Below are 18291 nucleotides of genomic sequence, written 5' to 3'. Positions count from 1 at the left end.
TAAAATTTGTTATATTAATCACATAAATTTCGAGCGATTCTCAAAATATATAAATAGGTAGGCTTTATGAATGATGAATGCATGGCTAAGTTGGCCGAGCAGTGGGGTAAAATTTGCCAACATTATTCAGTGAATGATCACATTAAAGCGCAAAATTTCATACAGCAGCATTCATTTGTATTGGTCAATGAATTTTATCGCAATATTGTTTTGGAGCCTGAAGCGGCTGATTTCTTTAAAGATGACATTATTCAACAACGCTTAAAAAACAGTTTAAACCAATGGTTGATTGAAAGCTTTGATGTAGCTTTGAATCAAGCTTATTTTACTGCAGTCGAAAAACAACAAAAAGTGGGACAGGTACATGCGCGGGTAGGCATTCCTTCATGGTTGATCATGCGTGGTATTCGTGAGATTGAAATCAAGATTTTGCAACTACTAGATGAACTTCAGCTCAAAAACAGTCATCAAATGCTCAGTTATATGCTGCAAATTATGGGTTTTGCCACTGAAATTATGTGTAGGTCTTATGAGGCAAATACCGAACAGAGCCATGAAGTAAAACATAGCTACCGTTTATTTTCTGCAATGCAAGATGTAGCCGTGCAAAAAGATAAGCAGCGCAGTATTTTACTCGATTGGGAAAATGAGTTGATGTTCAAGGTTTTTTCCGAGCATCCGCAGTTACAGCATATTGCTTTATCCAAGTCTGAGTTTGGTTTGTGGTTTGTGCATAAGGCCGCGTATGCGTTCACAGGTGCAGAACAGGTTGAGACTATTATTGGTTTGATTCAGCAAGTAGATGCACTGAATTTACATGTACTTGACTGCCAGGATCAAACACAAAAGATCGAGCGTATTCAAGACATTCGTGAAATGAACCGACAGATTCAGCACTTGGTCGATCAACTGTTTCAAGTGACTGAATATATAGACTCAGGTAATGACTCTCTGACTCAGCTTCTTAATCGCCGTTATTTAAGTACAATTGTATCTCGTGAAATTAATTTTGCTCGTAGAAATGATGCACCTTTAAGTTTGCTGGCGATTGATGCAGATTATTTTAAAGGGATTAATGATAAATATGGCCATACGGCAGGGGATTTGGCCTTACGTTTTATTGCTGAAGTCTTGTTGGATGTGGCGAAGGGGAGTGACTACGCTTTCCGAGTTGGCGGTGAAGAGTTTTTATTACTTTTGGTTGACAGTAATCTCCAAAGGGCTTCGGATGTTGCTGAAACGATTCGTAGCCGTATTCAAGAGACATCCATTCGAACGCCTTTAGGACAAAGCTTTAGCTTTACGGTGAGTATTGGTTGCACCATTTATAATGGTCATCCTGATTATCAGCGCTTTTTAGACACCGCTGACGCAGCACTGTATACGGCTAAAAATAATGGCCGTAACTGTATTCATGTAAGTGAAAAACTTTTGAGTGTTTAAGGTATAGGTTAAAAAACTCAGAACACAAAACAATTTAAAGTCGTTTCTTGAGGCACTTATACCTCAACAATTACATAGTATTTTTTGACAGCTTCAACGACTTCAAATGTGCCAATAAAACTTGGTGGAATAATGCCTGCCTGTCCTGCTTTTACTTCAATGACGTTTTGTGTGTGGGCATCATGAATACGGACACATCCCTCCATGACTTGAAAGAATTCTTGTTTATTGTCTGCAAAGTGAATATTCCATGCCCCAACTTCACAATGCCAAATTCCGCAAGCCATATGTGGATGCTCATATAGGCTGTAGGTTTGACGTTCAGGATTTCCTTGCACTAAACGGTCTGGACGTGGAAAATCAATACTGTGTTCGCCTTGGGTTAAACCATGACCTGCTAACCAAATTACTGACATTGTTCATTTCTCTAAACAAAAAAGAATCATGCGATAAGTTTTGCATAAAAAAGCCCCAACATCTGTTGAGGCTGAATACCGCAGAGATTAATAACTTTCAGGAACCGCACTTAAAAACTCGCGACGTTCTTCTTTATTGGTTTTAAAGTCGCCAATAAAAGAAACCGTACGAGTCGTCGATTCTTGCTTACCAACACCACGCATCATCATGCACATATGAGCTGAGTCAATCATAACAGCAACACCACGTGCACCTGTCACTTCTGCAACTGCTTCTGCAATTTGTTGGGTGAGGTTTTCTTGGATCTGTAGGCGACGTGCAAACATTTCGGTAATACGTGCAAATTTAGACAAACCAAGTACATGGCCTTCAGGCAAATACGCAATATGTACGCGACCATAGAACGGTAGTAAATGATGTTCGCACAATGAATAAAATTCGATATTTTTAACCAATACCATTTCACGGTTGTCCGATGGGAAAACCGCATTGTTGGTCACTTCTTCTAAGCTTTTGCTATAACCAGACGTTAAATACGAAAAAGCTTTAGCAGCACGCATAGGCGTATCGAGGAGACCCGGACGATTTAGGTCTTCACCAACGGCAGTTAGAATGTTAGCGTAGGATTGCTGCATAGACATAAGACGTGTTCACTTACACTGATATTGAACAAGGACGGCATTGTAGCAGAAAACTATTGCAATGCCTTGTTTTGGACTAAAATCCGATTACTGTTTAAACTTTGGATTTTTCTCGCTGCGTTTAAGTAAGACTAAAACAGCACCAGTACCACCTTGTTTTTCTGGAGCGCTTACAAAAGCGAGGACATCACGGTGTTGGCGTAGCCAGCCATTCACATAGGTTTTTAAAATGGCTTCTGGACCTTTACCATGTACAATTTTAATCACATTTTGATTTTCATCTTTCGCCATTTGAATAATTTGCAAGACAGCCACACGTGCTTCTTCAACGGTACAACCATGCAAATCAACAGCTTCAAACCAGCGGATGTTACCTGCTTTTAAGTCTTCAAATACTTTATGTTGTAGCGTAGCAATACGATAACTGAGCGCTGCTTGGCTCGCTACAGGGTTGAGCATCGCTTGAGTATCGGACAGCTCAGTTGCATCAGTTTGCATTGGACCTTCGGCTGCCGCACGTTTAGCTAAAGTTTGTGCATCCATTTTTTTCTTTGGATTTTTTTCTATTTTGGCAATATTTGCAGTCTCCATTTTCTGGACACCGTGCATTTGTTTTTGAAACAACGCGAAATCATCTTCTGGCTCAGCTTGAGCGACTTGAGCTTTGGCTTCAGACTGTTTGATGGCAGTCGAATGCGGATTGGTGATCTGCTTTTTAAAGTCTTTCAGTAAATTAAACTGCTCTTTAGAAAGCGATGAATCATGTTTGCTCATAGGGTCAGAAAAATACGCAAAATAAGGAATGAGGTAGTAATTATAGTCTGAATTTGCAATGATTTGAACTGAATTGCACTTATAGGGAATAGTAATCAATTGAAGGGAAAATGATAGGTTATTTTAAAAACATGAGATTAAGTATCGCTTTTATCAGAGGCTGAAAATCATTGAATCTAAGTCAATGTTGTCCCGATAGGGCTCAACACATGACTTAGATTCAAGTTTGGCGTATTGCTTATACTTTAGGCAACTTAGCTTGCGTGTAAGCGACTGATGATTTTATCGAGCTTTTTATCAATTTGACCACGATATACATCAGGCAAAACACGTGAAATTTTTGCAAGTATACGGGCTTGAGTGCCAGGGATGATCATAAATTGAGAAGATAAAATTCCATCGTAAATTTCTGCGCAGGCTTTTTCAACGGGCATGCTACCTCCGAGTTGCTTTAAGGCTGCTGTAATTGGAGAACCATTTTTACGTTCCTCTGCCACGAGCGGCGTATCCACTTCTGGTGGACAGACTACAGCGACATCAATATTTTGACTGCGAAGTTCCATACGCAATACTTCAGCCAAGCCAACCACCCCAAATTTAGAAGAGCAGTAGCCTGTATAGCCATAGCAACCAACTAAACCTGCAGCAGAGGCAATAAACACTAGTTTAGGGTGTTTACCTTGTTGAACGGCTTGCTTGAGATATGCTAATGCAGCATGGGCTACGTTTCGGCTCCCGACAAGGTTGATGTTGATCTGACGTAAAAACTCCTCAGCACTCATGTCTTCAAAGGATTTGGCAACCACGATTCCAGCTGAGTTAATCAGTAGATCAGGCGGACCAAAGGCAGTAACGGCTTCTGCAAATTTTGCCTGTAGGGTATTTTCATTTTGTACATCAATTTCAAATCCACATACAGCAGGTGAGCGTTTTTGTAAGTCAATAACCGCTTCTTCAATCCCTGTATGAGCAAAAATACATACTTGATAGCGGTCTTGAAGTAAGCGTTTGCTGAGTTCAAGACCGATACCACTACTGCCGCCAGTAACCCATGCTGTTTTCATATTCTTTTTCATTTCAATCTCCTGATGTGTATTTTAATTGTTAGGGCGATCAGATCACTTCACTTGGGAGTAATGCATCCGCAAACAGTGTACGAAGTTCAGCTTTTACAATCTTCCCCGTACCATTAATGGGTAAAGCATCCACAAAAATGACTGCATCAGGAATCTGCCAACGCGCAAGTTTATTTTCAAAATAGGCCCGTGCTTCTTCTTCGGTTAGCGTTGAGTTTTCTTGTTTCACGGCAATTAGAATTGGACGTTCATCCCATTTTGGATGACGCGCGGCAATCGCTGCTGCCATACGAATTTCAGGGTGGCCGACGGCAATATTTTCAATTTCAACTGAAGAAATCCACTCACCGCCTGATTTGATCAGATCTTTGGCACGGTCGCAAATGGTCATATAGCCATCTGCATCAAGGGTAGCGATGTCGCCTGTATCAAACCAACCATCTGCTGTGGTGGCACTTTTTTCTTGATTGAAATAGTGATCAACAATCCAAGCACCACGGACTTGTAGATTGCCTTGGGTCTGACCATCGTTTGGCAATGGGCTCAGGCTATCACCATCCACAATACGGAGTTCAACACCAAAAGGTGGACGACCTTGCGTCAAACGCAGTTGTTCAAACTCTTCAGCACTTAAAGAGGCATGTTTTGCTTTAGGCTGGTTGACTGTACCAAGTGGGCTAGTTTCTGACATGCCCCAAGCATGAATGGTGTCACATGCGTAATTGTCTTTAAAATCGCGAATGATGGATGGTGGGCAAGCGGCACCGCCAACGACATTTCGGTTCATACTGGCTAAAGTTGTGCCACGCTTTTTCGCCGTTGCCAGTAAACCTTGCCAAATGGTTGGAACGCCTAAAGCCACGGTTACTTTATAGTCGTCAATTAAGCTGACTAGGCTGTCCCCATCAAGATTTGGTCCAGGAAGGACAACACTTGAACCTACCATGGCTGCTGCATAGGGGACTCCCCATGCATTTACGTGGAACATTGGCACCACAGGCATGACCGTATCATTGGCAGATAAATTTAAAGAATCTGGCAAAGCAATTGCCATGCTATGCAGTAAAGTAGAACGATGGCTGTACAACACTCCTTTAGGATTACCTGTTGTACCTGAGGTATAACATAATGAACTTGGAGTTTCTTCACTCAGCTGTGGCCAGTTAAAGTCAGTAGATTGATTTAGAATTAACTCATCATAGAAAATGACATTTGGTAGTACGGCCAAGACTTTTTCATCAGGTGAACCGTAGCAAATGAATTTTTCTACAGTGGGTACCTTGTCTTGAATCGCAGTGATTAAAGGTAAAAAGGTTGAGTCAAAGAAAATCACTTTGTCTTGCGCGTCATTAATAATAAAAATCAGCTGCTCGGGGAATAAGCGTGGATTAATGGTATGACAAACATAGCCACTCCCTGAAATTGCATACCAAGACTCTAAATGGCGGTGATTGTTCCATGCGATCGTGGCAAGGCGGTCACCTAAGTCAAGGTGAAATGATTTCAATGCGTGAGCAAGACGTTTGCTATTTTGTTGAACTTCGTGCCAATTGGTTGTGGTGATTTGTCCAGTGACTTCTCGAGAAATAATGGTGGTATCAGCATGATATCTTGCAGCATGCTCAATTAAGTTACTAATTAACAAAGATTGGTGCATCATTTTGCCAAACATTTCGGTCATCCTTGGATTGAGTCATTGTTTTATAAATGAGTTTTTTAAGGTGAGTTAAAAACCTTTCGGCTTTTATTGAGCGCTCATTACAACTTCTGAGCCAGGCTTGATATAACCTGGCATTTTCTGTCCTGTTTGTTCTGCTATCACATGCAGTGTGCGCTCAATCCAGCCTGCATCCATAATGAACATGAGTGAGTCATCATCATTCAAATTCACATTTGCACCATCAATTACCATAAAGCCTTCAGCCCCGTCAGGTGTTGCTAAGGTGTGGATGGAACCTGCAGGTTCGAATAAATAGCTGCCCGCAGTTTGAACATCTTCTGGATATTCGACATAATGCCAAGAACCTGCTGTGGTGTAAAAATGTACAACACCTGTATGGAAATGGCGCGGTAGCACTGTACCTGCATCAAAGCGTGCATAAATCACCCATTTACCATTATCAGGATCTAAAAAGCACGGTGTTACGTGTACACCTGGTAAAGCATTTTTGATTTCGCCATCTTTAATGTTCATTGTTAATAAGCGATCTTGATGTTTGATTGACTGTGCAATGCTCATGACAAACTCCATGTATGTCTTCAATTTTAAAAAACAGGTATCAATTTCTTGAAATATAGATACCTGTGATTTCCACTTTTTGAGCATAACAATCTTGTAGAGGATGCAAACCATTCGAAAGAATGGATTTTCTATGCTTTAGCTAAACTCCAAAAGAATGGTTTAAGGTATGGGGGATCATGATTTTGGCTCAATATCACCTTATTCCATCAAACAGGCCAGACTAATTTATCAGTGTATTTGGTGTAGAATCGACTTAAGATGACCACTCCATGACAGTGTTGTGTTTTATGCAAAATTCAGGGAAATGAAGGTTGCTGCAACAATGTAATCAGAAAGATTGGATGAATAAAAAATGCAAGTGTTAAAGACCAAACTCAGTCGCCCAAGCATGGCAAGTGACCGAGCCATGCAACGCCCTCAACTGCTCAGTCAGATGGTGAATTATTGTCAGTCTTCCTTGGTTTTTATACATGCTGCAGCTGGGTATGGAAAAACGACACTCATGTACCAACTGAGTGAAAGGCTTGCTGCAAATGGAAAAAGAGTGGGTTGGTTAACTTTAGATAGTGATGATAATGACCCCATTCGTTTATATCAGTATTTACAATTGGCACTACTTCCCAGAGAGCAGTTAGTCGCCATTGCACATGGTCAAATACATAAGCAACATATTATTGAACTCGCCCAACAAGTCGCTTTAATAGAGATTGATACCGTTTTATTTATTGATGAACTTGATGTTTTAGACAACCAAGAAAGCTTAAATATCCTGTGGTGGTTATATCAATATTTACCTCAAAATGCCCATTTGGTGATTGCTTCAAGGGTTAAACCAAACTGGAGTTTTGTCAAAGAGTATCTCTTAGGACGCTTAAAATGGGTAACGGAAGAGCATTTAAGTATCAAGTCGCAAGAAAGCCCTGAGTTAATTCACTTTTTACAACAACAAAATTTCGATCATGTAAGTTTAAGCCCTGAATTGGCTGAACAACTGATCCATAAAACAGAGGGGTGGTTTACAGGTATTCAGCTTACCAATTTATATTTGAAGGAAAATCAAGATATTCATGGGTTTATTCAAAATTTAAATGGTGCGCATCATCAGATTGTTAATTATTTGAGTGAGCAAGTTTTTTTACAGCAGGATGCTGAGATTCAACAATTTTTATTGCAAATTAGTGTCTTGAGAAAACTGAATGTGGCATTGGTGATTGCACTTACAGCGAACAATACTGCACAGCAAATGCTAGATGCTATCAGTCAAAAGAGTCTGTTTATACAAGCTTTAGATGATCAAAGAATGTGGTATCGCATACATCATTTATTTCGAGATTTTCTACAAGCGAAGTTTAAACTTTTACAACCCGACTGCTATAAACAAATGCATTGTAAAGCAGCAGAATGGTTTAAGCAGCAACGTTATTTGATGGACGCGATCTATCATGCTCAGCAGGCAGAAGATCAACAACTGATTCTGTCTTTGCTCAATTCAGTTTGTCGTGAATTAATTTTAGAAGGGCGACATTATACTTTTTTGGAGTTAGTCAAACAGTTACCAGATGCTATTTTGCTGCAAAATCCTAAGTTACTCTATGACATTATTTGGTCTCTGGTGCTGACTCATCAAGCGACTTTAGCCAATCATTATCTACAGCTTTGGCATAGTGTTGATCAGCATGAGGCTTTGTTACAACATGAAGACCAATTGGGTTTAGCGCCTTTAATTGCCGTCTTGGAAGATAAGTTGGAACTCGCTTATACACAAGCACAGCAAAACTTGGCACAACTGGCAAGCACAGCCTATTTTTCTCGTGCTCCGCTTATTGGGATTGGGGCGCTCTATCAGATTTGTTCAGGACATATGACTGAAGGGCGGAAGCTACTCTTACAGACGCGTATTCTCTATTTGCAAGGCCATAACTTATATGGTTTAGCGATGGTCGATTGTGTTGATGCTTTATGTGACTATTTGCTTGGAGATTTAACACTTGCAGCAGAGAAATTTAGTCAAATTGGGCAAAGTGACGAATACCGTAATCTAGGCTTAGATGCGGATAATAAAGCGGCCATTATGAATATTCTGAGTAGTTTTAAAGCCGATCTATATTATGAAATGAATCGAATATCGCAGGTTGAAGATGCATTAATTGATTTCAATGGCGGTGACCATTTGGCCATGCCTGATATGGTTATGGTCGGCTATATTCTTCAGATGCGTTTAGCGACTTTGCGCCAAGATCAGGCCGCAATACAGCTGTGTTCAAATCAAGCCCATACCCGTAGTAGTCAATGGTCACTTCCACGACTTGCACATACGGTGCAACTTTATGTGCAACAACAGTTAAACCCTTATTCAGACTTGGCTGACGTTGGACAAGGCACCTTTAAACCTTTTCTAAATTTTACTCATTTGCTACGTGGGGACGATTTAATTCCTATTCGCACACAAATTTTTACAGGCCAAGTACGGCTCGCTGTAGAGTATCTTAGTCAACAGTTAGACTTTTTTAAGATTTATCCTATACGGCAGGCACGAGTTCAAGTTTTACTGGCATTAGCACTATATCAGTTGAAACAGGCTGAACAGGCTTTAGACCATTTACAACAAGCGCTTGAGCGACTCATGCCCACACACGCTGTGCGCGTCATTTTAGATGAGCATCCGTTCATTTGGGATATGTTAGCTGATTTAAGTCAGCATCTAGCTCGACAGCAACAAAAACATCTGACCACGCTTATAGCGTATATCCAGCACTTACAAAAGTTGCATCAAACTGAAACCAGTGGGGGTGTTTCGTTAAATAGCACGAAGGTTGAACCTTTATCGAAGCGTGAAATACAAATTCTGGAAAAATTAAGTCAGGGCTGTACTGATGCAGAAATATCCGAGTCGATTTTTTTATCCATCAATACGGTGAAGTGGCATTTGCGTAAAATCTATAACAAGCTACAGGTACGATCGAGAATGGAAGCAGTGAATGAAGCCAAAAAACAGGGTTTAATTGAATAATTTGAGATCGCATCAGTTTTGTAGGTGGTGTTATTTGACAAGATCTTCAACAGCTTTTTGAAAGGACATATCACAAAGTATTCAGGGCAAGACTTAGCTCTTACCCTGAAATTTTGATTAGAGTGTTTCGGGTGTTCCAAACAGCTCAGTGAAAGCGTGGTCAGGTCGTGGTTGTTTCATAAAACTTTCACCGACCAAGAAAGCATGGATGTCATGCTCTTGCATCATTGCCACATCTGCAGGTGTTGCAATACCGCTTTCAGTGACCAGTAAACGTGAGGGTTCAAGCAGTTTTTTCAAACGAATCGAGGTGTTTAGGTCGACATCAAAGGTTTTTAAATTGCGATTATTTACACCTAACAAACAACGTTCAGAGAGGCGTAGTGCACGTTCAAGCTCTGCTTCATCATGTACTTCAACCAACACATCCAAATTCTGCTCAAAAGCTGTTTTGGACATTTCTTCGAGTTGTTGATCAGATAAACACGCCACAATCAGAAGAATACAGTCAGCATGTAAAGCACGTGCTTCAATCACCCCATAAGGGTCAATTAGAAAGTCTTTACGCAATGCTGGTAGGCCACAGTGAGAACGTGCAATTTGGATGTTTTCATCGGCACCTTGGAAGAAGTCGGCATCAGTAAGCACAGACAAACAGGCTGCGCCTGCTGCTTCATACTGTTGCGCAATTTCAGCAGGATCAAAGTTTTCACGAATGATCCCTTTAGACGGAGATGCTTTTTTAATTTCAGCAATCACACCAGGTTTTTTACTTAGTAAAGACTGAGCAAAACCACGTACAGGCGTTGCCTCAAGTGCCCATTCTTCAACATCTTTATAGCTACGTTGTTTGAGGCGTGCAGCAAACTCTTCCTGCTTACGATCTACAATTTTGCCTAAAATCGTATTTGCGATATCTACCATGACAAAATCCTGTCTATCAAGCGTCGTATTGTTTAAGAGTTTTAGTGAATTCGGCAAGGATGCTCATTTTTTCTAAAGCCTGACCACCATAGATAATGTCATGTGCCAAAGCCACACCTTGCTTATAGCTGGTGCAAAGTCCTGAGACATACAGACCAGCACCTGCGTTTAAAGCAATCATATTGGCTGCTTTTTCACCTTTTTCAGATTTCTTTTTACCTAAAGCATCTTTAATCAAAGTCAGGCTTTCCGCAGAGTCTTGGATCATCAAACCGGTTAAGGTTTGCGATTCGATACCAACATCTTCAGGTTGGATTTCCCACTCGACCACCTCACCATGTTTCAGTTCAGCCACATAGGTACTTGATGCAAGGCTAATTTCATCCAAACCATCTTTAGAATGAACCACCATGACATGTTCTGCACCCAGTTGTTTCATGACTTCTGCAATTGGACGGCACAATTCAGTCGAAAAGACGCCAATCACTAGACGTTTTACCCCAGCCGGATTCGTAAGCGGGCCGAGTAAATTGAAAATACTGCGGATGCCTAACTCACGACGTGGGCCGACTGCATATTTCATGGCCTTATGATGATTTGGTGCAAACAAGAAACCAACGCCCATTTCACGAATACAACGTTCAGTTTGTTGCATGTTTAAGTCAAGCTGGATGCCTGCTTGTTCTAACAAGTCAGATGAACCTGATTTGGTTGAAACACCACGGTTACCATGTTTAGCAATGGTTGCACCTGCTGCTGCAATCACAAAAGCAGATGCGGTCGAGACGTTAAATAAATTCTGACCGTCGCCACCTGTACCTACAATATCGACTAAATAAGGCACATCACTGACATCAATTTTGATGGCAAACTCGCGCATGACACGAGCTGCGGCGGTAATTTCATCAATACTTTCGCCTTTTAAGCGTAAACCCATCATCAGTGCACCAATTTGGGCATCTGTTGCTTCACCATTCATGATGGTACGCATGACCTCTTCCATTTGCGGTTGGGTCAATTCAATATTTTTGGTGATGTTATTTAAAGCCTGTTGAATATTCATTTTTCACTGCACTCATTTATGCATAAATTTCTAAAAAGTTCTTAAAGATTTGATGGCCATGCTGACTCAAGATAGATTCAGGGTGAAACTGAACGCCTTCAACGGCAAGCGTCTTATGTTTTACACCCATGATTTCTTCAATGGAACCATCTGTTTCATTGGTCCAGCAGGTCACTTCTAAGCATTCAGGCAAAGTTGCTTGATCAATCACCAGTGAGTGATAGCGCGTTGCTGAAAATGGAGACGGCAGGTTGCTAAAAATGCCTTTATTGGAGTGATGCATATCAGACAAACGACCATGCATTACTTTTTTGGCACGAATGATATCGCCGCCAAAAGCTTGACCAATTGCTTGATGTCCTAAGCACACACCTAATAATGGAATTTTTCCAGCAAAGTGCTGAATAGCTGGAATGGAAATTCCTGCTTCTGATGGTGAACATGGGCCAGGACCAATCACCAGATACTTAGGTTGCCATCGCTCAATATCTTCTAATGTCACGGCATCATTACGCACTACTTTTACTTCTTGATTTAACTCGCCAAAATACTGGACGATGTTGTATGTAAAAGAGTCATAGTTGTCGATCATGAGAAGCATTTTGAGCATAACCTCTTGAAATTTATTATAGTAATTAACATTGCTAAATAGTGTTTCTCACAATGTTACTCACTTTGCATAAAGTTATTAATAAGTGAAGGCCTGAAAAAAGCCACTTATTAGGCGGCTACTGTATCAGATTCTGATGTATTTGTAACAACTGACTGAACATAAGAAAGAAGCCAGTAGCTCTTTCGGCCATCCTTACATGGCTTATTATACCGACCCTCTCGAATACGTGAATCTAGTGTTTCAGGTTCAATATTTAGCATGTGAGCAAACTCTTGTCGCCCAATGCACCTTTCAATTAAATTTTGCTTTAAGAGTTGTTCAACAGCATTAGTCATGCGCTCTAGAACTGCAGAATCAACTTTATCTGCGTGTTGTGGGAACTGTGTGATTAATTGAACTACATAAAAGATTTAATTTAAATTATTCAGATATTTAATGTATATTATTGACGCTTAATTGAAGAAACAAAGAAGAAAATAAACGATGAAATTACGAATAGTAACTAGCTCTATTTTATTATGTATTTGCAGTGGGTTTACTCAAGCAGGGAGTGCATCACAAGCTATGGCATCTCTGCCACACTATCAACAGGGAAACACTGGTAGTTCAACCAGCAAAGTAGATGATAAATACGCTTATACTAAAGAGCTAAGAATTATTACACGCGGTACAAGAGCTAAAACTTCTACAGCTCAAGTAGCTAAACTACTTTTATTGGGTAGTAATACGGCAATTTATAAAGACGAGCTGGTTGGGAATGTGATTGAAGATATTCAAGACAGATCTAAACTTCAAAACCCACAAGAAGATATTAATAAAAATCTAAAGGACTATGTGGCTTCGGGAGCATATAAAAATATTCAAAAAACTGAAGTAAATAGCATTAACAGTATTGCTGTCGTGGCAGCTCGCCCATACTGGTCATTGGTTTACGACTCAAGCGATAAGAATATAGAAAACGGCTATAGTTTGAATTTTGGAGTGATTACAAAAGCATTTGCTCCTTATAGTGCAGATAATTTCACAGTGAATTTTGACGTGAATAACAAATCGTGCAGCTATAATAGCGGACCGCAATCATTAGAGGCGTGGAAAGAAAATGATTATGCACTTGTTAAAGTACATCGCGACAAAGCAATTGAATCTTGTACCAAGAAATATATTGAAGATATAAATACGGCTATACATAAGGCTGAAATCTAAAGTGATTTAAGTAAAAGAGATCGGCAATCGCCGGTCTTTTTTGGCTATCTTGTTATACGTAGCTATATAAAGGGGTATTTATGGTAGCACTTAATGATCCTGTAAAAATGTTTATAATTCAGTATTTTGCATACTTTGAAACTCCCTCAACAAGTAGTAAAAGCTGTAAAGCAAGAATATAAGATTGAAATCACACGCCAACAGGTAGCACTTTATGACCCAACCAAGGTTGCAGGTCGAAATCTCAGTAAGAAATTAAAAGACTTGTTTACCCGCACATGCAAAGACTTCCGAGCAAATATCGAAGACATTGCGATAGCTAACAAGGCATTTCGCCTTAAAGAGCTTCAAGGTATGTACGATGATTCAGGAAAAACAAAGGGCTTAAACAGAATTTACTGAAACAAGCCTTCCAAGAAACGGATGGCCGTGTAACAAAGCAAGAGATCACGGGCAAAGATGGCAAGCCAATCGAGACTTTAAATTCCAATGTTTCAACTGAGAGCTACAAGAAAAATTTGAATAACTATTTTTGCTTTAGGTATAGACAAAAATATTTAAAAAACTGAAGTCAATAGTATGAACAGAATAGAAATCGAGCTGGCTCGCCCATACTGGTCATTGGTCTATAACGTTAGCGATAAAACCGTAGATGATGGCTACAGTATGAATTTGGGGGTACTTAAAAAAGTATTTGCGTCCCATAGTACAGATAAGTTTACTGCGAGTTTCAACCTGAATAACAAAGGGTATTTATAGCAGTGAAGTACAACCACTGGCGACATGGAAAGAAAATGATTATGTGCTGGTCAAAGTTCATCGCGATAAAGCCAAAGAGGCTTGTACTCAAAAATATATATTGAAGAAATAGATGTTGCTCTACTCAAAGCTGAAATTTCATTTTATATCGGTCAAATGCTTGGCTAAATGTCGATTTTTTTATTGATGTTGTTGTATCTCACTATGCAAAGCGAGCTTAATGGTAGGGCGAAAGTGCTTATGAAATTTGTATAATTCAGTCTATTGTCTGCTTTGTGAATGTTTTCATTATAGTCTTGGGGCAAACAGCAACTGGACTTGATTTTATGTGTGATTTTGGTGTGTGAATGGCGATAAAGTAGAGTGAAGGTGTAAGCACAGTTCAATCACCAGTAAAATGTCACCAAAACAGAGCATATTTTTTTGAATAGACTGAACTATTCGGCTTGTAGCTACTTGTGTATGATGCTTTGTTGTTTTTTTATTTCATATAAAAACATATACTTGTAATCAATATGCAATTTTTTTTAGATAATCTTCATTTGGAAATATGTGCAATATATAGAAATAAAGATCAAAATAATGGACGATATACTCGCATATTTTAGAAAAAATGAGTAAAAAAAGCACAGAAAATACAAAAACGCACCATTATGAATCATGCTGAAAATCTTTTAGATTAAATATCATGAAGCATGCGTGAATATGGTGCATTTAGTTTTTAGCTCAGTATAATAGAGTAAAAGCAAACGCTTCAAAACGGTTATTCTAATAAGGAATTCAACATTTTAGCTAAGCTTTTTAAAGTTGGTACGGTAATTGCTTTAAAAGAACCAACTACTAACACGCACTGAAGAGTGCAACAAAAAATCATCGGAGTAAAATGAGCATGGCGAATAAGGTCCTACAACTCATCCAAGAAAGTGGTGCAAAATGGGTCGATTTCCGTTTTACGGATACGAAGGGTAAAGAGCAACACGTAACTTACCCAGCAGATACTATCGATGAAGATACTTTTGAAGACGGTAAAATGTTTGATGGTTCTTCAATTGCGGGTTGGAAAGGCATTGAAGCATCAGACATGATCTTACGCCCAGATGCTGCAACTGGTTTTATTGACCCATTCTTCGCTGAGCCAACAGTAGTTGTTACTTGTGATGTTATCGAACCATCAACTGGTCAAGGTTATGACCGTGATCCACGTTCGATTGCTCGCCGTGCTGAAGAATACCTAAAATCGACAGGTATTGGTGATACTGCATTCTTTGGTCCTGAACCAGAATTCTTCGTATTTGACGAAGTGAAGTGGGAAGTTGACATGTCTGGCGCACGCCATACATTGATCGCGGAAGAAGCTGCTTGGTCTACAGGTAAAGATTACGAATCAGGTAACTCTGGTCACCGTCCACGTGTGAAAGGTGGTTATTTCCCAGTTCCTCCAGTTGACTCTTCACATGACATGCGTGCTGATATGTGTGCACGTATTGAAGACATCATGGGCCCAGGTCGTGTAGAAGTACATCACCACGAAGTTGCATCTTGCCAGTTAGAAATTGGTGTAAGCTTCAATACAATGGTTCGTAAAGCAGACGAAGTACAACAGTTCAAATATGCTGTTTGGAACGTTGCACACCAATATGCAAAAACCGCAACTTTCATGCCTAAACCAATGGTGGGTGATAACGGTTCTGGTATGCACGTTCACATGTCTATCTCTAAAGATGGCAAGAACTTGTTTGCTGGTGATGAATATGCTGGTCTTTCTGAGATGGCGCTTTACTTCATCGGTGGTGTAATCAAGCATGCTCGCGCATTGAACGCAATTACTAACCCTTCTACTAACTCGTACAAGCGTTTAGTTCCACACTTCGAAGCACCAATTATGCTTGCTTACTCAGCACGTAACCGTTCTGCTTCTATCCGTATTCCTTACGTTTCTAGCCCGAAAGGCAAACGTATTGAAGCTCGTTTCCCAGATCCAATGATGAACCCGTACTTAGGTTTCGCAGCATTATTGATGGCGGGTATCGACGGTATTCAAAACAAGATTCACCCAGGTGAAGCTGCTGACAAGAACTTATATGATCTTCCTCCAGAAGAAGAAGCAAAAATCCCTACAGTTGCGCACAGCCTAGATATGGCTCTTGAAGCGCTTCAAGCGGATCATGAATTCTTACTGAAAGGTGGTGTATTCACTAAAGAAATGCTTGATGCATATATCGAACTTAAAACTGAAGAAGTGCGTCGCTTGAATACGACAACTCACCCAGTTGAATTTGATATGTACTACAGCTTGTAATTCTGAACTGAATTTCACTGAAAAAAACCCGCGTTAGTCGCGGGTTTTTTTGTATCATCTGTTTAACTTGAAAAAAAGTGATGAGAGTGATGGCACAACGTAAGAAGCACACCAGTTTTTATCCTTGGGTTGACCCTAAGAATCATGACAAAGGGTTTAAGTTAAATTTTTCGATGGTGACGTATATCGAAGTTGGTCGTACCTCTGAAGGTTATAAGCAGGCAGAGTTTGTTGCATTGAAAAGCCCTGAGTTGGCATTGGATTATGATTATCCCCAAAGTTTTTATTTGAGTGCCGAAGGTTTTATTTTAGTGAAAACACCACAAGGTACATTTGAAACCATTGCAAAGACAGATAATTGTTAGTGGCTGATCTTAGAATAGCATCAAAGGCATTTTCATAACTCAATAAGCGTGAAGTGCGCAGTAAAATCAATGGTACAGGTAGGCTTATGCAGCAGATTCCAACGGAACTAAAAACATGGTTATATGCTTCGGGTTCACTTACGCAACAACTAACGGATTTGGCAGATGGAGCGTTTAGGGTTCAACCTACCAAAGAGCATTTTCAGCGTCTTCAATTTATTGATGCTAAATGGATGAATATGCCGTATCAGCATATTTCATGGGTGCGAGAAAGTTTTTTATATGGCAGTGATGCAGAGCCTTGGGTTAAAGCTAAAAGTATTTTTCCGATTTTAAGTTTACAAGGTCGTGCTCGACTATTTAAACATATTGGAAAAAAACCTATAGGTTGGTTTTTATTTCAGCGTACCAATCCAGCATGTGAACGCCGTGTTATTTGGTTGGATGATGGCTGGACAAGACAGAGCTGTTATACTTGGCATGGCTGCAAGTTTATTGTTCAAGAAACGTTTTTAGCGAGCTTTGAACAGTTCTTGCAGAAGCAAAATTCAGCAAGTGAAGGACAGTCATGACCGCTGCACATCAGATTACTTGGCGTGAACGTTTAGAAGCCTATTATTATTTATGTCGTTTTGACAAGCCAATTGGTACGGAGTTGGTATTTTGGCCCACCATGTGGGCATTATGGATTGCTAACCGAGGTATGCCGACTCTAAACATCTTAATTCCGATGATTTTAGGCACAATTTTTATGCGTGCAGCAGGCTGTGCCATCAATGATTTTGCTGACCGTAAAGTTGATGCACATGTAGAACGCACCAAGACACGTCCATTAGCAACAGGGATTATTAGCGCTAAAGAAGCAATTTATGTGTTTTTAGCTTTGGTTTTCGCTAGTGCTTGTATGTTGTTGTTTTTACCAATTGAAACGTTCTATTGCTCCTTTGGCGCGTTGTTCCTTGCCTTTATTTATCCTTTTATGAAGCGCTATACCCATTTGCCACAGGTGTTTTTGGGTGCGGCATTTTCATGGTCAATTCCTATGGCCTATACCGCTGTTGGAGAGCCTTTAGGCCTTACATGTTGGTTATTGTATTTTGGCAATCTTGCTTGGACAGTTGCTTACGATACTCAGTATGCAATCACTGACCGTGAATATGATTTAAAAATTGGGGTGAAATCAACAGCCATCCTATTTGGTCGTTTTGATATTCAAATTATTGCGCTATTACAAGTTGCGAGTGTTGTCTTAATTGGGACGGCACTTTACTTAGAAAGTTTATTGATACCGTTTGGTTTAATAGCATTATTTATGGTTATGCTGGATTTTCTTTACCAATGGACTAAAACCAGAGACAAAAATCCACAGCGTTGTTTTTGGGCATTTCGTCATAATCGTTGGGTAGGTTTGATTATTTTTGTTGGAATCTTTTTAGAATTAAATATTTAAAATAAACTTTTG

General features: G+C 39.9%; 18 protein-coding genes and 1 pseudogene. 9 read left to right on the top strand and 10 right to left on the bottom strand.

The annotated features are described in order from the left end of the window. Positions 1-66 precede the first annotated feature (66 nt). Entirely contained in the window at positions 67-1443 is a 1377-nt protein-coding gene (locus B9T36_RS02650; RefSeq protein ID WP_086208017.1) for a diguanylate cyclase, read from the top strand. Between the two features lie 56 nt (positions 1444-1499). On the opposite strand, the gene B9T36_RS02645 is transcribed toward B9T36_RS02650, so the two are convergent. From B9T36_RS02645 to B9T36_RS02620, 6 genes are all read right to left on the bottom strand, one after another. Next, positions 1500-1859, bottom strand: a complete 360-nt coding sequence (locus tag B9T36_RS02645; protein ID WP_086208016.1) for a cupin domain-containing protein — start codon at positions 1857-1859, stop codon at positions 1500-1502. A gap of 87 nt (positions 1860-1946) precedes the next feature. Next, on the bottom strand, positions 1947-2495 hold the full coding sequence (folE, locus tag B9T36_RS02640; RefSeq protein ID WP_171264403.1) for a GTP cyclohydrolase I FolE: 549 nt from the start codon (positions 2493-2495) through the stop codon (positions 1947-1949). Between the two features lie 93 nt (positions 2496-2588). Further along, the gene (locus tag B9T36_RS02635; protein ID WP_086208014.1) at positions 2589-3275 is read right to left on the bottom strand and encodes a Smr/MutS family protein; all 687 of its coding nucleotides are present in this window, start codon (positions 3273-3275) and stop codon (positions 2589-2591) included. 254 nt (positions 3276-3529) lie between these two features. Continuing rightward, on the bottom strand, positions 3530-4351 hold the full coding sequence (locus tag B9T36_RS02630; protein WP_228146957.1) for an SDR family NAD(P)-dependent oxidoreductase: 822 nt from the start codon (positions 4349-4351) through the stop codon (positions 3530-3532). Between the two features lie 37 nt (positions 4352-4388). Then, a complete protein-coding gene (locus B9T36_RS02625) occupies positions 4389-6023 on the bottom strand; it encodes a long-chain fatty acid--CoA ligase (protein ID WP_086208013.1) in 1635 nt (544 codons plus the stop codon). A 72-nt stretch (positions 6024-6095) separates the two neighbouring features. Then, on the bottom strand, positions 6096-6590 hold the full coding sequence (locus B9T36_RS02620) for a 2,4'-dihydroxyacetophenone dioxygenase family protein (RefSeq protein WP_086208249.1): 495 nt from the start codon (positions 6588-6590) through the stop codon (positions 6096-6098). 355 nt (positions 6591-6945) lie between these two features. Here B9T36_RS02620 and B9T36_RS02615 point away from each other — a divergent pair, with 355 nt between their 5' ends. Then, positions 6946-9603: a LuxR C-terminal-related transcriptional regulator gene (locus tag B9T36_RS02615; protein ID WP_086208012.1), complete on the top strand. Its 2658-nt coding sequence runs from the start codon at positions 6946-6948 to the stop codon at positions 9601-9603. Between the two features lie 117 nt (positions 9604-9720). Here B9T36_RS02615 and trpC read toward each other — a convergent pair whose 3' ends face one another. The 4 genes from trpC to B9T36_RS19200 form a co-directional block, all read right to left on the bottom strand. Beyond that, complete coding sequence (gene trpC / locus B9T36_RS02610) at positions 9721-10527, bottom strand: indole-3-glycerol phosphate synthase TrpC (RefSeq protein WP_086208011.1); 807 nt, start codon at positions 10525-10527, stop codon at positions 9721-9723. Between the two features lie 16 nt (positions 10528-10543). Then, positions 10544-11590: an anthranilate phosphoribosyltransferase gene (gene trpD / locus B9T36_RS02605; protein WP_086208010.1), complete on the bottom strand. Its 1047-nt coding sequence runs from the start codon at positions 11588-11590 to the stop codon at positions 10544-10546. A 16-nt stretch (positions 11591-11606) separates the two neighbouring features. Then, positions 11607-12191: an anthranilate synthase component II gene (locus B9T36_RS02600; protein WP_086208248.1), complete on the bottom strand. Its 585-nt coding sequence runs from the start codon at positions 12189-12191 to the stop codon at positions 11607-11609. A 119-nt stretch (positions 12192-12310) separates the two neighbouring features. Then, a complete protein-coding gene (locus B9T36_RS19200; RefSeq protein WP_086208009.1) occupies positions 12311-12538 on the bottom strand; it encodes a hypothetical protein in 228 nt (75 codons plus the stop codon). Positions 12539-12686: 148 nt separating this feature from the next. Here B9T36_RS19200 and B9T36_RS02590 point away from each other — a divergent pair, with 148 nt between their 5' ends. The 7 genes and pseudogenes from B9T36_RS02590 (at position 12687) to ubiA (ending at position 18279) form a co-directional block, all read left to right on the top strand. Further along, complete coding sequence (locus B9T36_RS02590) at positions 12687-13406, top strand: hypothetical protein (RefSeq protein WP_139841339.1); 720 nt, start codon at positions 12687-12689, stop codon at positions 13404-13406. Between the two features lie 80 nt (positions 13407-13486). Beyond that, positions 13487-13975 (top strand): annotated as a pseudogene (locus tag B9T36_RS02585) (DUF2280 domain-containing protein). Positions 13976-13985: 10 nt separating this feature from the next. Continuing rightward, positions 13986-14165, top strand: a complete 180-nt coding sequence (locus tag B9T36_RS18930) for a hypothetical protein (protein ID WP_139841338.1) — start codon at positions 13986-13988, stop codon at positions 14163-14165. A gap of 883 nt (positions 14166-15048) precedes the next feature. Next, positions 15049-16464, top strand: coding sequence for a type I glutamate--ammonia ligase (gene glnA, locus B9T36_RS02580; protein ID WP_171264393.1), 1416 nt, complete (start codon positions 15049-15051; stop codon positions 16462-16464). An 89-nt stretch (positions 16465-16553) separates the two neighbouring features. Further along, on the top strand, positions 16554-16829 hold the full coding sequence (locus B9T36_RS02575; RefSeq protein ID WP_086208006.1) for a hypothetical protein: 276 nt from the start codon (positions 16554-16556) through the stop codon (positions 16827-16829). A gap of 86 nt (positions 16830-16915) precedes the next feature. Beyond that, positions 16916-17401 carry a chorismate--pyruvate lyase family protein gene (locus B9T36_RS02570; RefSeq protein ID WP_086208005.1) on the top strand — a complete coding sequence of 162 codons (486 nt, stop codon included), beginning with the start codon at positions 16916-16918 and terminating at the stop codon, positions 17399-17401. After that, complete coding sequence (gene ubiA / locus B9T36_RS02565) at positions 17398-18279, top strand: 4-hydroxybenzoate octaprenyltransferase (protein WP_086208004.1); 882 nt, start codon at positions 17398-17400, stop codon at positions 18277-18279. The genes B9T36_RS02570 and ubiA overlap by 4 nt, the downstream gene beginning before the upstream one ends. Positions 18280-18291 lie beyond the last annotated feature (12 nt).

The sequence above is a fragment of the Acinetobacter sp. ANC 4204 genome, from assembly GCF_002135205.1.
Taxonomy (GTDB): Bacteria; Pseudomonadota; Gammaproteobacteria; order Pseudomonadales; family Moraxellaceae; genus Acinetobacter.
This window is presented reverse-complemented; position numbering and strand designations above follow the sequence as displayed.